Annotated in this window: 18 protein-coding genes; 14 read left to right on the top strand and 4 right to left on the bottom strand. The window is 35.6% G+C overall.

Going from position 1 to position 18,321, the window contains the following annotated elements; all coding sequences use genetic code 11:
• Nucleotides 1–17 precede the first annotated feature (17 nt).
• The 4 genes from HNR32_RS05300 to HNR32_RS05315 form a co-directional block, all read right to left on the bottom strand.
• The gene (locus HNR32_RS05300; protein ID WP_183860408.1) at nt 18–1,175 is read right to left on the bottom strand and encodes a glucose-1-phosphate adenylyltransferase; all 1,158 of its coding nucleotides are present in this window, start codon (nt 1,173–1,175) and stop codon (nt 18–20) included.
• A 314-nt stretch (nt 1,176–1,489) separates the two neighbouring features.
• Entirely contained in the window at nt 1,490–2,110 is a 621-nt protein-coding gene (locus HNR32_RS05305) for a CYTH domain-containing protein (protein WP_183860410.1), read from the bottom strand.
• A gap of 73 nt (nt 2,111–2,183) precedes the next feature.
• The gene (locus HNR32_RS05310) at nt 2,184–2,513 is read right to left on the bottom strand and encodes a hypothetical protein (RefSeq protein ID WP_183860412.1); all 330 of its coding nucleotides are present in this window, start codon (nt 2,511–2,513) and stop codon (nt 2,184–2,186) included.
• 10 nt (nt 2,514–2,523) lie between these two features.
• Nucleotides 2,524–4,245 carry an ABC transporter ATP-binding protein/permease gene (locus HNR32_RS05315; protein ID WP_183860414.1) on the bottom strand — a complete coding sequence of 574 codons (1,722 nt, stop codon included), beginning with the start codon at nt 4,243–4,245 and terminating at the stop codon, nt 2,524–2,526.
• Between the two features lie 140 nt (nt 4,246–4,385).
• Here HNR32_RS05315 and HNR32_RS05320 point away from each other — a divergent pair, with 140 nt between their 5' ends.
• The 14 genes from HNR32_RS05320 (at nt 4,386) to HNR32_RS05385 (ending at nt 18,170) form a co-directional block, all read left to right on the top strand.
• Complete coding sequence (locus HNR32_RS05320) at nt 4,386–5,036, top strand: hypothetical protein (RefSeq protein ID WP_183860416.1); 651 nt, start codon at nt 4,386–4,388, stop codon at nt 5,034–5,036.
• 93 nt (nt 5,037–5,129) lie between these two features.
• Nucleotides 5,130–6,065 (top strand): 16S rRNA (cytosine(1402)-N(4))-methyltransferase RsmH, encoded by a 936-nt coding sequence (gene rsmH, locus HNR32_RS05325; protein ID WP_183860418.1) that lies wholly within the window; start codon nt 5,130–5,132, stop codon nt 6,063–6,065.
• A gap of 31 nt (nt 6,066–6,096) precedes the next feature.
• Nucleotides 6,097–6,483, top strand: a complete 387-nt coding sequence (ftsL, locus tag HNR32_RS05330; RefSeq protein WP_183860421.1) for a cell division protein FtsL — start codon at nt 6,097–6,099, stop codon at nt 6,481–6,483.
• 99 nt (nt 6,484–6,582) lie between these two features.
• Nucleotides 6,583–8,079, top strand: coding sequence for a UDP-N-acetylmuramoyl-L-alanyl-D-glutamate--2,6-diaminopimelate ligase (locus HNR32_RS05335; protein ID WP_183860423.1), 1,497 nt, complete (start codon nt 6,583–6,585; stop codon nt 8,077–8,079).
• Nucleotides 8,080–9,453 (top strand): UDP-N-acetylmuramoyl-tripeptide--D-alanyl-D-alanine ligase, encoded by a 1,374-nt coding sequence (locus HNR32_RS05340; RefSeq protein ID WP_311636481.1) that lies wholly within the window; start codon nt 8,080–8,082, stop codon nt 9,451–9,453.
• Between the two features lie 2 nt (nt 9,454–9,455).
• Complete coding sequence (mraY, locus tag HNR32_RS05345; RefSeq protein ID WP_183860425.1) at nt 9,456–10,427, top strand: phospho-N-acetylmuramoyl-pentapeptide-transferase; 972 nt, start codon at nt 9,456–9,458, stop codon at nt 10,425–10,427.
• A 36-nt stretch (nt 10,428–10,463) separates the two neighbouring features.
• Nucleotides 10,464–11,570, top strand: coding sequence for an undecaprenyldiphospho-muramoylpentapeptide beta-N-acetylglucosaminyltransferase (murG, locus tag HNR32_RS05350; protein ID WP_183860427.1), 1,107 nt, complete (start codon nt 10,464–10,466; stop codon nt 11,568–11,570).
• A 35-nt stretch (nt 11,571–11,605) separates the two neighbouring features.
• The gene (murC, locus tag HNR32_RS05355; RefSeq protein WP_183860429.1) at nt 11,606–12,970 is read left to right on the top strand and encodes a UDP-N-acetylmuramate--L-alanine ligase; all 1,365 of its coding nucleotides are present in this window, start codon (nt 11,606–11,608) and stop codon (nt 12,968–12,970) included.
• 27 nt (nt 12,971–12,997) lie between these two features.
• Nucleotides 12,998–13,930 carry a D-alanine--D-alanine ligase family protein gene (locus HNR32_RS05360; protein ID WP_183860431.1) on the top strand — a complete coding sequence of 311 codons (933 nt, stop codon included), beginning with the start codon at nt 12,998–13,000 and terminating at the stop codon, nt 13,928–13,930.
• A 109-nt stretch (nt 13,931–14,039) separates the two neighbouring features.
• On the top strand, nt 14,040–14,759 hold the full coding sequence (locus HNR32_RS05365; RefSeq protein WP_183860433.1) for a cell division protein FtsQ/DivIB: 720 nt from the start codon (nt 14,040–14,042) through the stop codon (nt 14,757–14,759).
• A 14-nt stretch (nt 14,760–14,773) separates the two neighbouring features.
• The gene (locus HNR32_RS05370) at nt 14,774–15,457 is read left to right on the top strand and encodes a DUF881 domain-containing protein (RefSeq protein WP_183860435.1); all 684 of its coding nucleotides are present in this window, start codon (nt 14,774–14,776) and stop codon (nt 15,455–15,457) included.
• Nucleotides 15,454–15,783 carry a small basic family protein gene (locus HNR32_RS05375; RefSeq protein ID WP_183860437.1) on the top strand — a complete coding sequence of 110 codons (330 nt, stop codon included), beginning with the start codon at nt 15,454–15,456 and terminating at the stop codon, nt 15,781–15,783. Before HNR32_RS05370 ends, HNR32_RS05375 begins: the two co-directional genes overlap by 4 nt.
• Nucleotides 15,784–15,905: 122 nt before the next feature.
• On the top strand, nt 15,906–16,979 hold the full coding sequence (ftsZ, locus tag HNR32_RS05380) for a cell division protein FtsZ (protein ID WP_183860439.1): 1,074 nt from the start codon (nt 15,906–15,908) through the stop codon (nt 16,977–16,979).
• A gap of 144 nt (nt 16,980–17,123) precedes the next feature.
• The gene (locus tag HNR32_RS05385; protein WP_183860441.1) at nt 17,124–18,170 is read left to right on the top strand and encodes an extracellular solute-binding protein; all 1,047 of its coding nucleotides are present in this window, start codon (nt 17,124–17,126) and stop codon (nt 18,168–18,170) included.
• Nucleotides 18,171–18,321 lie beyond the last annotated feature (151 nt).

Here is an 18,321-nt window from a genome sequence, read left to right on the forward strand (position 1 = left end):
TATTTACCTCCTATGATTTATCCTACTTGTTTTTTACCATTATTGATTGGTGTAATAATTTCGTTTTCAGCAATTACGATAACAGAACCGTCGTTAGACATTATTTTAGAGTTAGTCATTATTTCACAATTTTGCGCGATAATAGCTTTATCAATCAGTACATTTTCAGCAATACGGCTAAAGGGCATTATGACGGAATTTATTATTTTACTGTTGGCACCAACTTTAACACCGGAAAATATGACAGAATTTTCCACAGTTCCCTCGATAACTGCACCGGAGCTTATTAGAGAGTTTTTTATTTTAGCATGGGGTCCAATAAAATGCGGCGGTAGTGAAGGTGTGGCTGAATATACGCGCCAAGCACTTCCTAGGTCAAATGACGGAGTATCTTTTAACAAATCCATATTAGCCTCCCAGAGACTTTCAATGGTGCCAACATCCTTCCAGTATCCATCAAATGAATAAGAATATAGACGAACCTTATTATCAAGCATTTTGGGAATAATATTTTTGCCGAAATCGTGACTAGAACTACTATCGATAGAATCCTCTTCTAAATAATGTTTTAAAAGCTTCCAATTAAAAATATAAATACCCATTGAAGCTAAATCGCTTTTGGGCTGCTTAGGTTTTTCATCAAAGGCAAGAATTTTTCCCCGCTCATCAGTTGTCATAATGCCAAAGCGTGAGGCCTCTTTTTGGGGAACACGAATAACACCGATGGTTGCATCGGCTTTGTTCATTTTATGCTCTTCAAGCATCCAGGAGTAGTCCATGGTATAAATATGATCCCCGGATAAAATAAGAACATATTCAGGATCGTAGTTTTCAACAAAATTGATATTTTGATAAATGGCATCAGCGGTTCCTTTATACCAATCTGCGCCTTTTTCACGGGCATATGGCGGTAATATAAACATGCCCCCGTTTTTTCTGTCCAAATTCCAAGTTTCACCAGTGCCGAGATATGTATGCAATTCTAAAGGTCGATATTGAGTTAAAACGCCTACTGTTTCAATTCCGGAATTGGCACAATTACTTAAGGGGAAATCGATTATACGATATTTACCACCGAATGGTACAGCTGGTTTGGCTATTTTTTTCGTTAGACAACCCAAGCGGCTTCCTTGTCCTCCAGCTAAGATCATTGCTAAACATTCTATTTTTTTCACAAAAAATCCCTCCTCAACACAAGTAAAAGAAAAATTCAAAAAATATATTCTCTAATAAAAATTAATTAATATCGATATATTTAAAATATTAATCATATCAAGATTATTGATTTTTAAATACATTAAAGTATGAATGGAGATAACCGTTCATAAAAGAGGAAATCTCTAATCATACTATATAGAGAATATTGCAAAAATATAAATTCAACGAATAAGAAGTATGGGATATACTCAATTATATTAATTGTAATTACACTTTTTCACTATATATCAGTTCTGTGTGGAGGATTACAAATCCTGCTTATAAATAAGGATTATTTTAAATAATTTATTAAATTTAAACCACGGGAAAATTTACTGGACAGGGATGGCTTTAGAGAAAATTTTTTTTGCAAAGTAGTGGCTAGCAGCAATAGATCATCGGCCTGACCAGTTTTTAATTCTAATTCCAGTTCACATATAGGTGCTTTATAAATACCAGCATAAATAAAACCAGTGTCAATTACAAGCTCTATTTTAGAGTTATTAATAAATAATACATACTGTTGTCGTTTAAAATTATTAGTTACAAGCGGCGTAAGAGTATTATCCTTTACAATATCAGCTAAGGCGGGAATTAGCTCAATATCAGAAAATACATTAATATCTGCTTTGATGGAATTTACCGGACGGTTTATTTCCAGACGATTTGTTATGAAATTAATAGTTTGCGGCTTACCTTTTATGGTAGCAATATAGCGGCTGTTTTCTTTGCGTACACGATAGGTGAGCATATTGTGGGATAATGAATGATCTGCCGTGTCATAATAATAAGCTGTCATATGAATGATCTGTTTGTTATTGAGCAAGTATAAAGATTTTATAAAATTTTTTATAGGGGCAATGTCTCCAGGCAGGAGCATCATTTTTATTTCTAATTCGCGGTTTTTAATCATATAAAATACCAACTTTCTGTTTAAAATATAAATGAATGCAGCATATAATACACTGCATTCATTTCGAATGAAATTAAAGAAGTAATAGTATAAGAGAACCAATAAATAACGTGATACTGAAAGAGGTCAATAAAGAACGAAGACTTTTTTGATGAAGAGAACTTATTTTGTCGGCAAAATTTCGCAGCATCCATAAAAAAAATGACAGACTGAATAAAAATGCGGGAACATCACTAGTGAAAATGCTGTATATAAGGATCAAGAAAGCTATAAATAAAGCTGTTGTTTGTCCTTTGCTCAGCTTTTTCCTTTGGGGGACAGCCGGCGTATGTTTTTTTGCACATTCATTATATGATTTTTCAGCTTCGTCAAAATCTTTTTGGGAAAAATTTTTATAAATCATAATATATTCCTCACTGTATGGACTGAATCATCGATAAATTATATTTGTCTGATCCGTATAAAGTTAATTTATATTTATGATGCTTAAGCAAAGTGGAACGATGTCCTACACTTATAATTGTAATCTCAGGCAGCTCACTTTTCAACATTGTATATATATATTCTTCTGTAGGTTCATCAAGGGCAGAGGTAGATTCATCTAAAAATAACCATTGTGGTGCGTTAAGCAATATGCGGGCAAATGCCAATCGCTGCTGTTCACCTAATGAGAGAATCTGACTCCAGTCTTTGATGGTTTCTAGCTGATTAATAAATTTATCTAATTTGCAAAGATATAAAACTTTTTCCAGTGCAGCATCATTGTCCTGTATGTCGTGCTGTGGATAATAGAGGGCATTGCGCAGGCTGCCCAGAGGAAGATAAGGTTTTTGTGGCAAAAACATTATGGAGTCAGGGGCAATGCTGATCGTACCTTGGGAAAAAGGCCAGATTTGGGCTAAAGTCCGCAATAAGGTGCTTTTGCCACAGCCGGAAGCACCAGTGATAATTAAGTCATCATGGGCGGCTAAGTGCAGATTTAAATTGTTTATAATATTTTTACCATTGGGGAGGTCGATTGATAAATTTTTTAATATTAAGTTGTCAGCAGGCTTAATTTGAAGCAGTGACTCAATAGCAGAGACGTTATTGATATGAGTGTTAAAGGTGTCAAGACGCTGGATAACAGACAGCCATTCAGCGATGTTAGTATATGAATCAACAAGATAAGAGAGCGCATCCTGTACGCGGCCAAATACGGTTGAAATTTGAATAAACCAGCCAATTGGCAGGGTTTCACCAAAATAGCGTGGTGCAGCTATAAGCAATGGTAAAATTACCGCAATTTGCGAATAACTTACAGTCATACCAGTAAGAATTTTTTGCCTGTTCATTATGCTCCTAAAATTGGTGATGATGTTGAAAAAACGGTTTTTAAAGCTGAGGTTCTCTGAGGCTTCACCATGATAAAAGGCGATACACTCACTGTTTTCCCGTAAACGCATTAAAGAGAAACGAAAATCAGCTTCATATTTTTGCTGATTGAAGTTTAAATTTATCAATTGATGACCAACTTTGTGCGTAATAAATGTACCGAAAAACGAATAAATTAATGTTATCCATACCATAAATCCAGGGATTACTAGATGATGAGTACCGACTGAGAATGAAAAACTGCCGGACAATTGCCATAATAAGGCAATAAAAGCAATTAGGATAACAATCTGTTTGAATAAGCCAATGCCCAAATTTAATGTAAGCTTAACAAATAAATCAATGTCTTCCTGGATACGCTGATCGGGATTATCAGTGATGTAATTACTGTTTTGCAGCTGATAATATACTTTATTATGCAGCCATTTGTTAAGAATATTATTGGTCATCCAGGTACGCCAGCGTATCTGCAGCATTTGCTGCAGATATAACGCATATACTGCCAGCAATATTAATAAAAAAGCAATAACTGTAAATTTACCAGCGGAATACCAAAAATCCTTATAGGAATAATTTTGTAAAATAGTATAAAACTCATTATACCAATCGGTTAATTTTAACATCAGATATACTGATATCAGGTTTAAAATAATGACAATGGCAAGAAGCCCACAAGCGGGCCATTTTTCGTCGGATATCCAATACTGCTTGAATAAAAGCCAAAATGGTGAAATATTTTTTTTGAAATTTTTTATCGACATATATATTCCTCACAAAATCTTGAATTTAAAGATGGTTAAAAGTATAATAAAAAAACAGGTTTATTGCAATAAATATCAGTAATTATACAGATGCTTGGGATAAAATAAAAATGTTTAGTGAATAATATTGGAGAGAGAAAATGGAATATAGTTTTGCTTTTTGGAGTTTGATAGCATTTGCTGTGATTTTACTAATAATGGGATATCGGTATTTACCGCAAAAAAGAATTTTTTACATATTTGGTATTATTATATTAGGAAGTTTATTTTGTATAGTGTTTTTTTGGCATCCACAGCAAAAAAAATCATTAACAGAACAGCAGAAAATGCAGATTTTTAGCGAACAATCTTTTTTTGTGACGTGGTATGAGGGTTATAAGAAATATATCAATGATGCTGACCATATTTGGAGCAGGTACAATGATATTATTGATGAGTTTCATGATGATCAGATAAGTTTGGCTTTGGCGAAAAATGAAATATCAAAGCTGAATCATGATTCTGATGAATTGCAGAAAAAAATGCAGACGGCTTTGCCCCCAAAGGGATTGTCTGATATAAACTACAATTTGGTATATGCTGTATTAAACAAGACTAAGCAGTATACAGCGGAACAAAATAAAACTATAAAGCTTACCAGCCAGACAATATTGGCGGATAAATTTATAGAACAGAAGCATGATATGCAATATGAGCAAATGGACAATATTAGAATATTAAATGCACCGGTAGAACTCAATATTGCCAGTGACATAAATACGATAAAAAATAATCTTAGCTTAGAAAATTAAAAAAAATGATAAAAAAAAGAGGAATATTAATATAAATCTAGAAACCATATTAGATAAACTAATAAAATGTTTAAGTAAGGAGTGTTCACCTGAGTGGAATTTCATCATTTAAGTGTTATGGCTGATGAAGTTATTGACGGATTAAAAATAAAACCTAATGGAATTTATGTGGATTGTACATTGGGAGGGGCAGGTCATTCCTCACGTATAGCGCAGCGACTTAATTCAGAAGGAATGCTGATAGGCATAGATCAGGACGAAATAGCTGTGCAGGCGGCTAAAGAGCGTTTGTCACAATATGATTGTCAAATAAAAATAATTCATGATAATTTTAAAAATCTTAATAATATTTTACAGGCTGCTGCAATTAAACAAGTGGATGGTATCTTATTTGATTTAGGCATTTCATCACCGCAAATTGATGATGCTGAGCGTGGCTTTTCCTATATGCAGGATGCGCCTTTGGATATGCGTATGGATAGAACGGCAGCTGTTTCAGCCTATGATATTATTAATAAATATACCAAAGAACAGCTGACAGCTATCTTTACGGATTATGGTGAAGAACGCTGGGCTAAAAGGATAGCCTTATTTATCGAAGAATATAGAAAAGATAAGCCGGTCGAAACAACACAGGAACTTGTTGATATTATTCGGCGGGCAATACCTTCAGCTGTGCGCAGGCAACAAACGGGACACCCGGCTAAACGTGTTTTTCAGGCACTGCGAATTGAAGTTAATAATGAATTGAAGATATTGGAAGACACATTTACTTGTGCAGTAGATTATTTGGGTGTTGGGGGCAGAATTGCTATAATAACCTTTCACTCCTTAGAGGATCGTATTGCTAAAAAAACCTTAAAATTTATGTCTAGAGGATGCATATGTCCGCCAGAACTGCCTATCTGCATGTGTGGTCATAAAAAACAAATTAAGCTTTGTGGAAAAGCAGTATTACCATCAGTACATGAATTAGAGGATAATTCACGCGCTAAAAGTGCAAAATTACGGATTGCAGAAAAAATATAACACTTTCCCCAAAAAAATGGAGGCACAGAGTATGGCACGCTATAATACGTATGGAAATTTAGCTGAAAAAACAGTATACGAACAACCTGCTAGACATACTATACAAAAACAAAGAAATGCAGCCAGAGTAATTAAACAGCAAATTCCATTAAATACCAAGTTAAGACTGCGGTGTTTGGCGTTAGTAATGCTTGTTGCTTTTATGGCAATGTTTGTTACTTTTCGCAATAGCGCTGCTGTTAGCAGTGGCTATCAGCTTATAAAATTAAATAAAAATGTTGCCGCATTGGAAAGTGAAAATGATCGATTGCGCTTGGATATTGCTAAGCTAAAATCGCCGGAACGGATAAAAAAGATTGCTGTAAACAATCTTAATATGGCGCTGCCTGATAAGATGTATTTTGCTAACCAGAATTAGTAATTGTTTCAAATGACAGGGGCTGTTTTAACAGCTCCTTTTTAGTTTGTAATTTATCTGTTATAATATATTTGTTTTGTAAAAATAGGAGGTATAATAATGCCGAAATATATAAATGAGCTAGTGGGAAAAATAGTATCAGCTAAAGTAACTAATTCTGATAATAAATTGGTTACAGCTATTGAATGTGATTCTCGTAAAGTGCGGGAAAATACATTGTTTGTCTGCATTAAAGGAGCTACCGTTGATGGTCATGATTTTGTAGCACAAGCGGTAAAAAATGGCGCAGCAGCTGTCTTGGCTGAAAAAGATGTTGAGGTTCCTGCTGATGTGGTTAAAATCATCGTTGCCGATGTACATAAAGCTATGGAAGAAATTGTACCGTATTTTTATGATTATCCAGGGAAAAAAATGCGCATGATTGGTGTGACCGGAACAAATGGGAAAACAACTATCACCTATATATTGCGTTCTATTTTGCGTAATGCTGGATATAAGGTTGGCGTTATAGGCACAATAAAAATACTCATTGAAGATGAAGAACAGGAAATTCACAACACAACGCCGGATATAATTGATCTGCAGCAAATATTGGCACAGATGGATGAAAAAGGTATGGACTATGTTGTAATGGAAGTATCTTCACATGCCTTGGCTTTAAATCGTGTTGCTGGCTGTGAATATGATACAGCCGTATTTACTAATCTTACGCAGGACCATTTAGATTTTCACAAGACTATGAAAAACTATGCTTTGGCTAAAGCTAAATTATTTGATTCACTTACAGCAAATGCCAGTAAAGATAATAAAACGGCGATAATAAATATTGATGATAAAGCCGGAAAGATAATGCAACAGCACAGTAAGTGCGAAGTGTTGACTTATGCGATAAATAATACAGCAAAATTAAAGGCTGCGGATATAGATATACATGCAAATGGGGCTGAATTTACCTTGCAGACAGATAATGGCGCTTTGGCGTTGTCGCTGAATATAACAGGGCTGTTTAATATATATAATGTTATGGGCGCAGTAGGAGCTGCTGTTGCTGAAAAAATTGACAGCAAAATTATTGCCGATACATTAGCACAATTTCATAGTGTGCCAGGCAGATTTGAACTAGTACGTGGTGGTCAGGATTTTTCCGTAATAGTTGATTATGCTCATACACCAGATGGTTTGGAAAATGTTTTAAAAACAGCTAGGCAGATAGCAAAACAAAGAATTATTACAGTATTTGGCTGCGGCGGTGACCGTGATAGGACAAAAAGACCGATAATGGGAGAAATTGCTGCCAGATTATCAGATGTGGTATTGGCAACTTCGGATAATCCGCGCAGTGAAGATCCGGAATTTATATTATCAGAAGTAGAAGCGGGTGTATTGCCGGCATTACATGGCAATATGCATGAAAAGATAACCGATAGAAAAGATGCTATATATAGGGCTGTAGAAATAGCTGCTAAAGACGATATAATTGTTATCGCAGGCAAAGGTCATGAAGATTATCAGATATTAAAAGATAAAACGATTCATTTCGACGATAAAGAAGTAGCATTAGCTGCAATAAAAACAAAATTAGCGGAGGATAAGTAAGTGCCGTCTTTCAGCTTAGAACAGATAAAAACATATACAAAATGTCAGGTTTTACAGGAAACAGCAAATTCATTTACCAATATAAGCACAGATACACGTAAAATAGAAAAAGGCATGCTGTTTTTAGCGATAAAAGGCGAAAAATATGATGGACACGATTTTATTGCAACAGCGATTAATAATGGAGCAACGGGCATTATTATTTCTGATAAAAGAAAAATACCAGCAGATTTACAGCACAACATCACAATTGTCGTAGTCGATGATACACTGCAGGCTTATCTTGATATTGCAGGTGGCTGGCGCCAGCAGTTTAAATTGCCGTTAGTGGCAGTAACTGGTTCTAATGGTAAAACTACTACTAAGGATTTAACAGCAGCAGTTTTGGCCGCAAAATATAATGTATTAAAGACACAGAAAAATTTTAATTCAGAAATAGGTATGGCCCTGACTTTATTAGCGCTGCGGCAGGAACATAATATTGCCGTTATTGAAATGGGTATGCGTGGATTAGGACAGATAACGGCTCTAGCCAAAGCGGCTAAGCCAGAAATAGGTATAGTGCTTAATGTAGGTCATACTCATTTGGAACTCTTGGGGTCACAGGAAAATATTGCTAAAGCAAAGGCAGAATTGCCGCAGGCACTTCCCCAAAATGGCAAAGCTGTTTTAAATAATGATGATGAATTTGTAAGAAAAATGGCAAAAGCAACTGCTGCTGATATTATAACATTTGCTATAAAAAATTCTGCCGACATAAAAGCGGAAAATATAAGAATTATTGATAATAATAAAACAAAATTTAATTGCATCTTGCCAAATGGACAATTTGAATTTATAATACCGCTTATCGGTGAACACAATGTTTATGATGCATTAGCAGCGATTGCTATTGGCTATATTATGCAGATGCCACCGCAGCTTATTCAAGAGGGACTTAATGCTTTTAAATCATCGGGAATGCGGTTTGAGATGACAAAATATAGGGATTGTACTATTATTAATGATGCTTATAATGCCAGCCCTGTTTCAATGAAAGCATCAATAAAAAATATAATGACTATGGCGGGAAAAAGGCGTATAGTTGTTTGTGGCGATATGAAGGAACTGGGAAGCATCGAAAAAACAGCGCATGAAGAGATTGGTGTTTTTTGTGTCAAAAATAATATCGATATTTTAATAACATTAGGACCTCTGGCAAAATGGGCCGCGCAGGCGGCTAGAGACAAAGCAATGCAAAATGTATATACATGTGAAGATCATCTGCAGATAGCCAAGCTTTTGACAAAAATACTGCAAGCGGGAGATATCGTTTTGGTCAAGGGCTCACATAGTATGCAAATGGAAAAAATAATAAGTTTACTGGGGAAATAAGAATGACAATGGCAGTTTATCCAATTGCTGGCTTTATCACAGCCGCAATTGTAGTACTTATATCTGGACCGAAAATAATACCGTGGCTCCATCGGCTGAAATTTGGACAAAGCATAAGAGAAGAAGGGCCTAAAAGTCATCAGGCAAAGTCAGGGACACCGACAATGGGCGGAGTAATGATAGTATTGGGCATAACAATCAGTACATTGTTATTTGCCCATATAACAGTGCAAACAATGCTGGCATTATTTATAATGCTGGGATACTTCTTAATTGGTTTTATCGATGATTATATAAAAGTAGTGTTAAAGAGAAATTTAGGCTTAAAAGCATGGCAAAAACTTTTAGGACAGTTAATAATAGCTCTTATTGTTACATATTTTGGCATACATAATAATATACTTGCCACAAAGCTATGGATACCTTTGCTTAATGTAGATATCAATATTGGAGTTTTTTATTATATTTTGGTACTGTTCGTTTTTGTGGGGACAACAAATGCGGTTAATCTGACAGACGGCTTAGATGGATTGGCAGCAGGAACAGCAGCCATAGCAACATTTATTTATGCACTTATATGTTTATATTTTCTTAAATTTGATTTAGCTGTTTATTGTTTATCCTGTACTGGAGCATTAGTGGCCTTTTTGCGTTTTAATAAACATCCGGCTAAGATTTTTATGGGTGATACTGGCTCATTGGCTTTAGGCGGAGTTATTGCTGCAGCAGCGGTGTTAACACAGACAGAAATACTCTTAATAATTATTGGGGGTCTTTTCGTAATTGAAGCGTTGTCAGTGATAATACAGGTAATATCATATCGCTATCGTAATGGCAAGCGAGTTTTTTTGATGAGTCCCCTGCATCATCATTTCGAATTAAAGGGCTGGCCTGAAACAAAAGTGGTAAAAAGATTCTGGTTGACAAGCATTATATGCGGGTCAGTAGGACTTATTATATTGCTGATTAGCTAAGATGAAATAGTAAATGAAAATAAAGCAGGTAATGTGATGAAAATAATATTTTCCGGCGGCGGAACTGGTGGACATATTTATCCGGCGCTGACTTTGATTGAGACGATAAAAGAAAAATATCCCCAGGCCGAAATCCTGTATGTTGGAACGAAAAAAGGATTAGAGGCTGATATTGTTCCTAAGGCGGATATCCCATTTGCAACAATTAACATAGAAGGTTTTGCTCGTAAATTATCATTACATAATTTGGTGGTAGTGGGGAAAGCAGCTATGGGACTGCTAAAGGCACGCCGAATAATAAAAAAATTCTCGCCGGATGTTGTTGTGGGAACTGGCGGCTATGTTAGCGGCCCCTTATTAATGATGGCGGCATTAATGAAAATACCTACATTGATTCAGGATCAAAATGCAGTTCCTGGGGTTACAAATAAGATACTGGCAAAATTTGTTACTAAAATTGCCTGCGGTTATGAATCGGCATGTAAATTTTTTCCAGCGGATAAAGTGCAGCTGACAGGTAATCCTATTCGTAAGGATGTATTGTCTTACACGCGCAGCGAAGCAATAAAAAAATTAAAATTGGATCCAGCTAAAAAAACACTTTTGGTAACTGGCGGCAGCAGAGGGGCACGCCGTATAAATGAGGCAATGCTCGATGTTTATAAATCCTTTGCCAATAGTGATAAACTGCAGATATTGCATATTACTGGCAAAACAGAATATGAAAGATTTATTGACAGTGTAAAGCGGGAAAATATTGATTTGGCAAAAGTAAGCAATATCCAAATTAAGCCGTATTTATATGATATGCCGCAAGCATTAGCGGCGGCGGATGTAATTGTTTCACGGGCTGGGGCAATTGGATTAGCTGAGATCACAGCCAGAGGTCTTGCTTCAATCCTTGTCCCATATCCTTATGCAGCAGAAAATCATCAGGAATATAATGCTAAGGCTTTAGTCAATGCTAAGGCCGCTAAAATGATTTTGAATAAAGAATTAAATGGTCAGGCATTGATTGTAATGCTGGAAGATTTACTGCAGTCACCAGCTGATTTATTACAGATAGCTCAAAATAGTAAAAAAATGGGTTATCCGCAGGCAGTAGATAATATTGTATCTATGATTGTATCAATAGTAAAATAAAATACATTAACAAATTATGGCAGGAGGAAATTTTTTTGCTTAAGGATATAAAAAAACTTCATTTTATTGGTATCGGCGGAGTGGGCATGAGTGCTATTGCCGAAGTTTTATTGGAAAAAGGTTATAAAATATCAGGTTCGGATTTAAATGAATCAGATATTGTAAAAAATTTAGCAGCTAAAGGTGCTGTAATTTATAAAGGTCATGCGGCAGATAATATAACAGATTGTGATGCTGTAGTTATATCTTCAGCAATAAATGATGACAATCCAGAAATTGTGGCGGCTAAGGGGAAAGATATAAAGATATATCATCGCTCAGATATGCTGGCGGCATTGCTTAATTCTGCACAGGGAATTGCTGTTGCAGGTTCCCATGGTAAAACAACAACATCATCTATGCTCAGTGTAGTACTTGATAATGCCGGCGTAGATCCTACAGTTATAATTGGCGGAGTAGTTGATTATTTTAAGGGGAATGCCCAGTTGGGGCAGAGTGATTATATAATTGCTGAAGCCGACGAGAGTGATGGTTCATTTTTAAAATTTAATCCATATGTATCAGTCATAACTAATATTGAAGATGATCACATGGATCATTATGGCAGTATGGAAAATATAATGGCAGCATTTAATGAATTTGTTGGCAATACAGCAGATGCAGGAGCAACTGTCATATGTTTTGACCATGAAAATGCGCGTAAAATTGCTAACAATACACAAAAAACAATAATTTCCTATGGAATTGACAATGAAGCTGATTATAAGGCTCAGGATATCAATATGTCTAAGCATAAGACAAGCTTTACAGTTACATATAAAGGTGATGTATTAGGAAGTATCGAGCTTAATATGCCTGGGCGCCATAATATATTAAATGCTCTGGCAACTATAGGAGTATGCCGATTTTTGGCAGTGCCATTTGCTAAAATTGCAGCTGGTTTTAAATTGTTTAATGGTGCTAACCGACGTTTCCAGACGAAAAAAAGGACTGAAAATTATTGGATTGTTGACGATTATGCCCATCATCCTACAGAAATAAAAACAACGATAGAAGCTGCTAAACAGACATTACCTAAACGGTTGATATGTATTTTTCAGCCGCACCGTTACAGCCGTACGCAGCTATTGGCACAGGAATTCGGACTGTGCTTTGCTAAAGCTGATGTTCTTGTACTTACTGATATTTATTCAGCCGGCGAAAAACCAATACCGGGAATAACAGGAAAAATAATCTATGATGAAGTAGAAAAGACCGGCAAAAAGGCTGTTTATATTAAAAATATGGATGAAATAGCAAAATATGTGGAAACAATTGTAGAACCAGGTGATCTTATTGTTACAATGGGAGCTGGCAACATTTTTCGCTGCGGTGAAGAACTGGCACAAGATTTGGTATAATATAGTCAATATTGGAGGGGCAATGAATTGAAATATAAAAAAATCGCTGTTGTAATGGGTGGACCATCATCAGAAGCTGAAATATCACGTAAGACCGCAGAGGCTGTAATAAATGCCCTGCAAAGCAAAAATTATGAAGTAAATGCTATTGAACTGAATCCACAAACTATTGTTGATGATGTAAAAAAAAGCCAGTGTGATATAGTTTTTAACGCTGTACATGGCAAATATGGTGAAGATGGTGTATTACAGGCAGTAATGCAGATGATAAATATGCCATGCACAGGTTCAGATGTATTAGCCAGTGCGTTAACAATGAACAAGGCCGCCAGCAAAAGGATATTTTTGTCAGCGGGGATATCTACACCTAAAACCATGTTTTTTAAAAAAATTGATGATGAAAAATTTGATATAAAACAACAGATTATGGATGGATTTGATTTGCCGGTAGTAGTAAAATCAGTAGATCAAGGTTCAAGTATCGGTGTATTTACAGCAAAAACCGAGCAGGAGCTGGCAGAGGGCATAAATGAAGCTTTTAAATATAGCCAGGAAATAATTGTTGAAGAATTTATAAAGGGCAGAGAACTTACTGTAGCAGTATATGGCAATAAGGAAAAGCGACCAATGTCAATAATAGAGATTGTTGCTGAAAACGGTGTTTATGATTATCATAATAAATATACCAAAGGCTGCTCACATCATATTATTCCAGCACCTTTATCAGAAAAATTGACTAGAGAGATACAAAAATTATCAGTGGAAGCCTGTGAAATAACTAATTGTACCGGTGTGGCTCGTGTCGATTTGATGCTGAGTGAAGATGATATTCCGTATGTATTGGAAATTAATACAGTACCAGGCATGACGGAAACTTCACTTGTACCTGATGTGGCTCGCCATGATGGTATAGAATTTGCCGATTTATGCGAAATGATGCTGGAGATGGTAGAAAAATAAATTTTGACGGCATTATTATAAAGCTGATATTTAATTCATATGTAGGAGAATTTATAAAATAAAAGGGTTATGCTAAAGAGGGGAGTGGGCAAAAGCCTGTAATTAATATATGAAAAGAAGACGACCATCAAAATATATATTAAAAGGTATTTTACTGCTGTTTATATTAATTGGCATAATCTTTTTTTTAAGATCGCCATTATTGGCAGTTAGCACAATAAAAATACAGGGTAATAGCACATTGAGCAACGAGCAGATTTGTGCTATTGCTGATATCAAAGAGCCAGTTAATATGTTTAATATTCATACGGATGTATTGCAAAAACGCTTAGAAGCCGATGTACGCATTGAAAAGGCAATAATAAAAAGGGTATTTCCAGCTACTGTGACAATTACTGTCGAGGAAGCACGCCCGGTAGCTACCATGAACTGTGAGTACGGCTATGTGGATGTCAGTCATAATGGCAAAATACTCAATGTTTATAAAAATATTAAATCATTTAAATATCCACTTATAAATGGTAAAATATTGCAGGATAAGTATATTGGTGATACAATAGACGACAAAAATGCATTAAAGGCAATTTCGTATTTGATGATGCTGAAAGATGAGTCACGTGTTCAGCTTTCAGAAATAAATATAGCTGATCCACAAATGATCGTAGCATATACTATCAGCGGCGAACAAATACGTTTAGGAACTTTAAATGAAGCGCAAGAAAAAGCTAAGAATACAGAGATTTTTTTACATGATTTAAAGAAAATAACAAAAAAAATAGAGTATGTTGATTTTAGCTATGCTTCACCTGTTTTTAAGTTTAAGTCCTAATTAAGGAGAAAATTATGTTATCAACAAAGCATAGTCGTGTATCGATTATATTAGTCTGTTTTATTTTAGGCTTTATGCTGGCAGTGCAGTTTCACTCTACCCAAAATACGCTAAAATCCTCTACACAGTACCAACGGGCAGAAGAATTATCACAAAGACTTCTGCAGATAAGACATGAGCGTGATGCATTAAAGAAGCAGTATGCAGCGCAGCTAAAGTCGCCTGATAAGCTGTCAAGTGCGGCAGTAATTGAGGCAGGTGCTTCAGCTGTAGAAGGTCCAGGACTGGTACTTACTATTGTTGATAGTGATAAAAAAGCACTTGCTGATGAAAATGTGAATTTATATGTTGTTCACGATGAGGATATGCTGCGTATAGTAAACGAACTGCGTGCTGCTGGAGCCGAAGCAATAGCAATTAATGGGCAGAGGGTTGTAGCTACTACGGAAATAAGATGTGCTGGTCCTACCATATCGGTTAATAATGAACGTTCAGCGCCGCCTTTTCAAATTAAAGCCATTGGTAATACAGAAACTATGGAAAATGCCTTAAAAATGCGCGGCGGTGTTATTGAAACACTTGGTGTTTGGGGCATAAAAATTAATATGAAAGCAGAAAAAAATATAAATATTCCAGCGTATAACAGGGTGAATAATTTTAAATATGCAGTACCGGTAGAGAAAGGCGACAACAAATGATTTTTGCTATAATAAGCTTAATATTGGGAGCGTTGTTGGGATATTTTTGTAATATAACGATACCAGCTGAATACAGTAAATTATTTTCAGTAGCGTTATTGGCAGGATTGGACGCAGTTTTTGGCGGACTAAAAGCAGTGACTTTGAAAACCTTTGATAATGTGAATTTCGTATCGGGTTTTTTTGTAAATATATTGTTGGCGGCCTTACTGATTTACATTGGTGATAATTTATCAATAGATTTGTATTATGTGGCCTTATTTGTTTTTGGCTTGAGAATTTTCAAGAATATGTCATTTTTGCGTCATTATATGATAAAGAAATAATATGATGTTATTTAAATTTAAGATGGATTATTTATTCCTTATGTTATATAATGTACTTATTAGAATTTTGTAATATATATGTCACTCAGACAGTTTATACGAATATATGGAGGGTGCTTCTAGTGTTTGAATTAGATATGGATGTTGATCAATTCGCCAAGATAAAAGTTGTTGGCGTAGGCGGCGGAGGGAATAACGCTGTAAACCGTATGATTGAATCAGGTCTTAAAGGTGTAGATTTTATTGCAGTTAATACAGATGCCCAGGCTTTATTAAATGCCAAAGCCCAGAACCGTATTCAAATAGGAGAAAAATTGACACGGGGACTAGGTGCAGGAGCAAAGCCGGAGATAGGTGAAAAGGCTGCTGAAGAAAGTCGTGAAGAGCTGCTAGGAGCACTGCGCGGGGCCGATATGATATTTGTTACAGCTGGCATGGGCGGTGGAACAGGAACGGGAGCTGCGCCAATTGTTGCGGAATGTGCACGTGAGATAGGCGCATTAACAGTAGGTGTTGTGACTAAACCATTTACTTTTGAAGGGCGCAAGCGTTTTAAGCAAGCTGAGGCTGGTACTGTAAATCTAAAGGCTAATGTGGATACACTTATTACTATTCCTAATGATAGATTGCTGGATGTTGTTGATAAGAAAACTTCAATGATGGATGCTTTTAGAATTGCTGATGATGTACTTCGTCAAGGTGTTCAGGGGATATCAGATTTAATAGCGATACCAGGCCTCATTAATCTGGATTTTGCAGATGTGAAGTCTGTTATGAATAATGCTGGCTCTGCTTTAATGGGAATTGGCGAAGCAACTGGTGAAAATGCAGCTGTTGATGCGGCACGTGCTGCTGTAAACAGCCCATTACTGGAAACTTCCATACAGGGAGCTAGAGGTGTGCTTCTTAATATTACTGGCGGCTCAGAATTAAGCTTGTTCCAAGTGAATGAAGCTTCTGCAATTATATCGGAAGCAGCACATGAAGATGCCAATATAATTTTTGGTGCAGCGATTGATGAAAATATGAATGAAAGTGTACGTGTTACAGTTATTGCTACAGGTTTTGATGATAGTACGGTCACTGTTGAAGTCGATGGTAAAAAAATGGATGTAAGCACTGATACGCATAAGATAGATGCATTTAAACTGGATAAGGCAATACCAGATATTCCTGTTTGGATGCGTAAGAAATAATATACAATCTAGGCAATCGTTGCATAGGGCAATGGTTGCTTATTTTTTATAAAATGATATACTTTTAATAATAATGAAATGCTTGGTATAAAAACATTTCATTATTATTTTATTATATGGTGAATAAATCTAAGGGGGCTGCTTATGCGGCGTTATGCACCGTTAGCATTTATTGTCTGCAGTATAATACTAATTTTGCTGGCGATAAATACATATTGGATTTATCATACTGCTGCTGATAATAGTCAGCAAATTATGATGACACGAAGCAAAATAACAGTTTATTCCACCTTGCCGTCGCAATTGGCAGCAGATATTGCCGCTGATTACGAAAAGTCTAATAATGTAAAAGTTAATTTTGTTTTGCTGTCGCAAAAAGAACTAATCGATAAAATAAAAAATAATACTGAATCATTAAATGGACAGGCTGATGTTTTTCTGGCAAGTAAGGATGTTTTAGAGCAGGCCGCAGTGAAAAATATTTTGATGGCATTTTCTTCAGAGCAAGAAGATGTCATATTGAAAAAATTTAAGGATAAAACTGGTTTGTGGATAGGCATTTGGTATGACCCTATTGTCTTTTGCGCTAATAGGGATTATTTACAAAATGCTCCTTATATACCAAAAACATGGCAGCAATTGGCTGATACACAAAATTTGCGAATAGGTATGACTGATTTTGTGGCATCGGATATTGCATCAGACTTGTTTTATGCTTTGATAAAACAATACGGCGAAAAAGACGCTTTTGCAATCTTGCACAAAATGCATCCTAAAGTTGTACAATATGCAAAATACTTATCAACACCTGTTCGCATGGCGGGAATGAATGAAGTTGATATTTCTGTTGCTGTGCAAAGTGAAGCTATCAGGTATTTAAATAATAATTATCCTTTGACGATTATATATCCCGAAGATGGTACCTATTATCAGTTAACCGGTACGGCTTTATTGAAAAATGCACCTAATAAGGCCGAGGCTAATAGATTCATAAAATGGCTTATGGGTAATGAAGTGCAATTTTGTCTGCAAAAAAATGGCATTTTTTTTGTGCCGACAAATTATTCGACATTAGCCTATAAAATATATGCTGGAAAAAATTTGCAATTGTTTTCAGATAAAGAACCTTTGGCTGAAGAGGAAAAGGATAGATTATTGGATAAGTGGGTTAAAACGATACGCTTAAAATAATTAATGATAATTACTGTCGCGGGAAAAAGGTGAATCAGCAGCAATTTTGCTGTATAATATAAATGAAATATAAAACTTATAGAAATTGTAAGCTTTATATAAAGATACGAGATTTATGCAGAAAATGGTATTAGATGATACTAACACTATT

This window comes from Pectinatus brassicae (genome assembly GCF_014201835.1).
GTDB classification, from domain to species: Bacteria; Bacillota; Negativicutes; order Selenomonadales; family Selenomonadaceae; genus Pectinatus; species Pectinatus brassicae.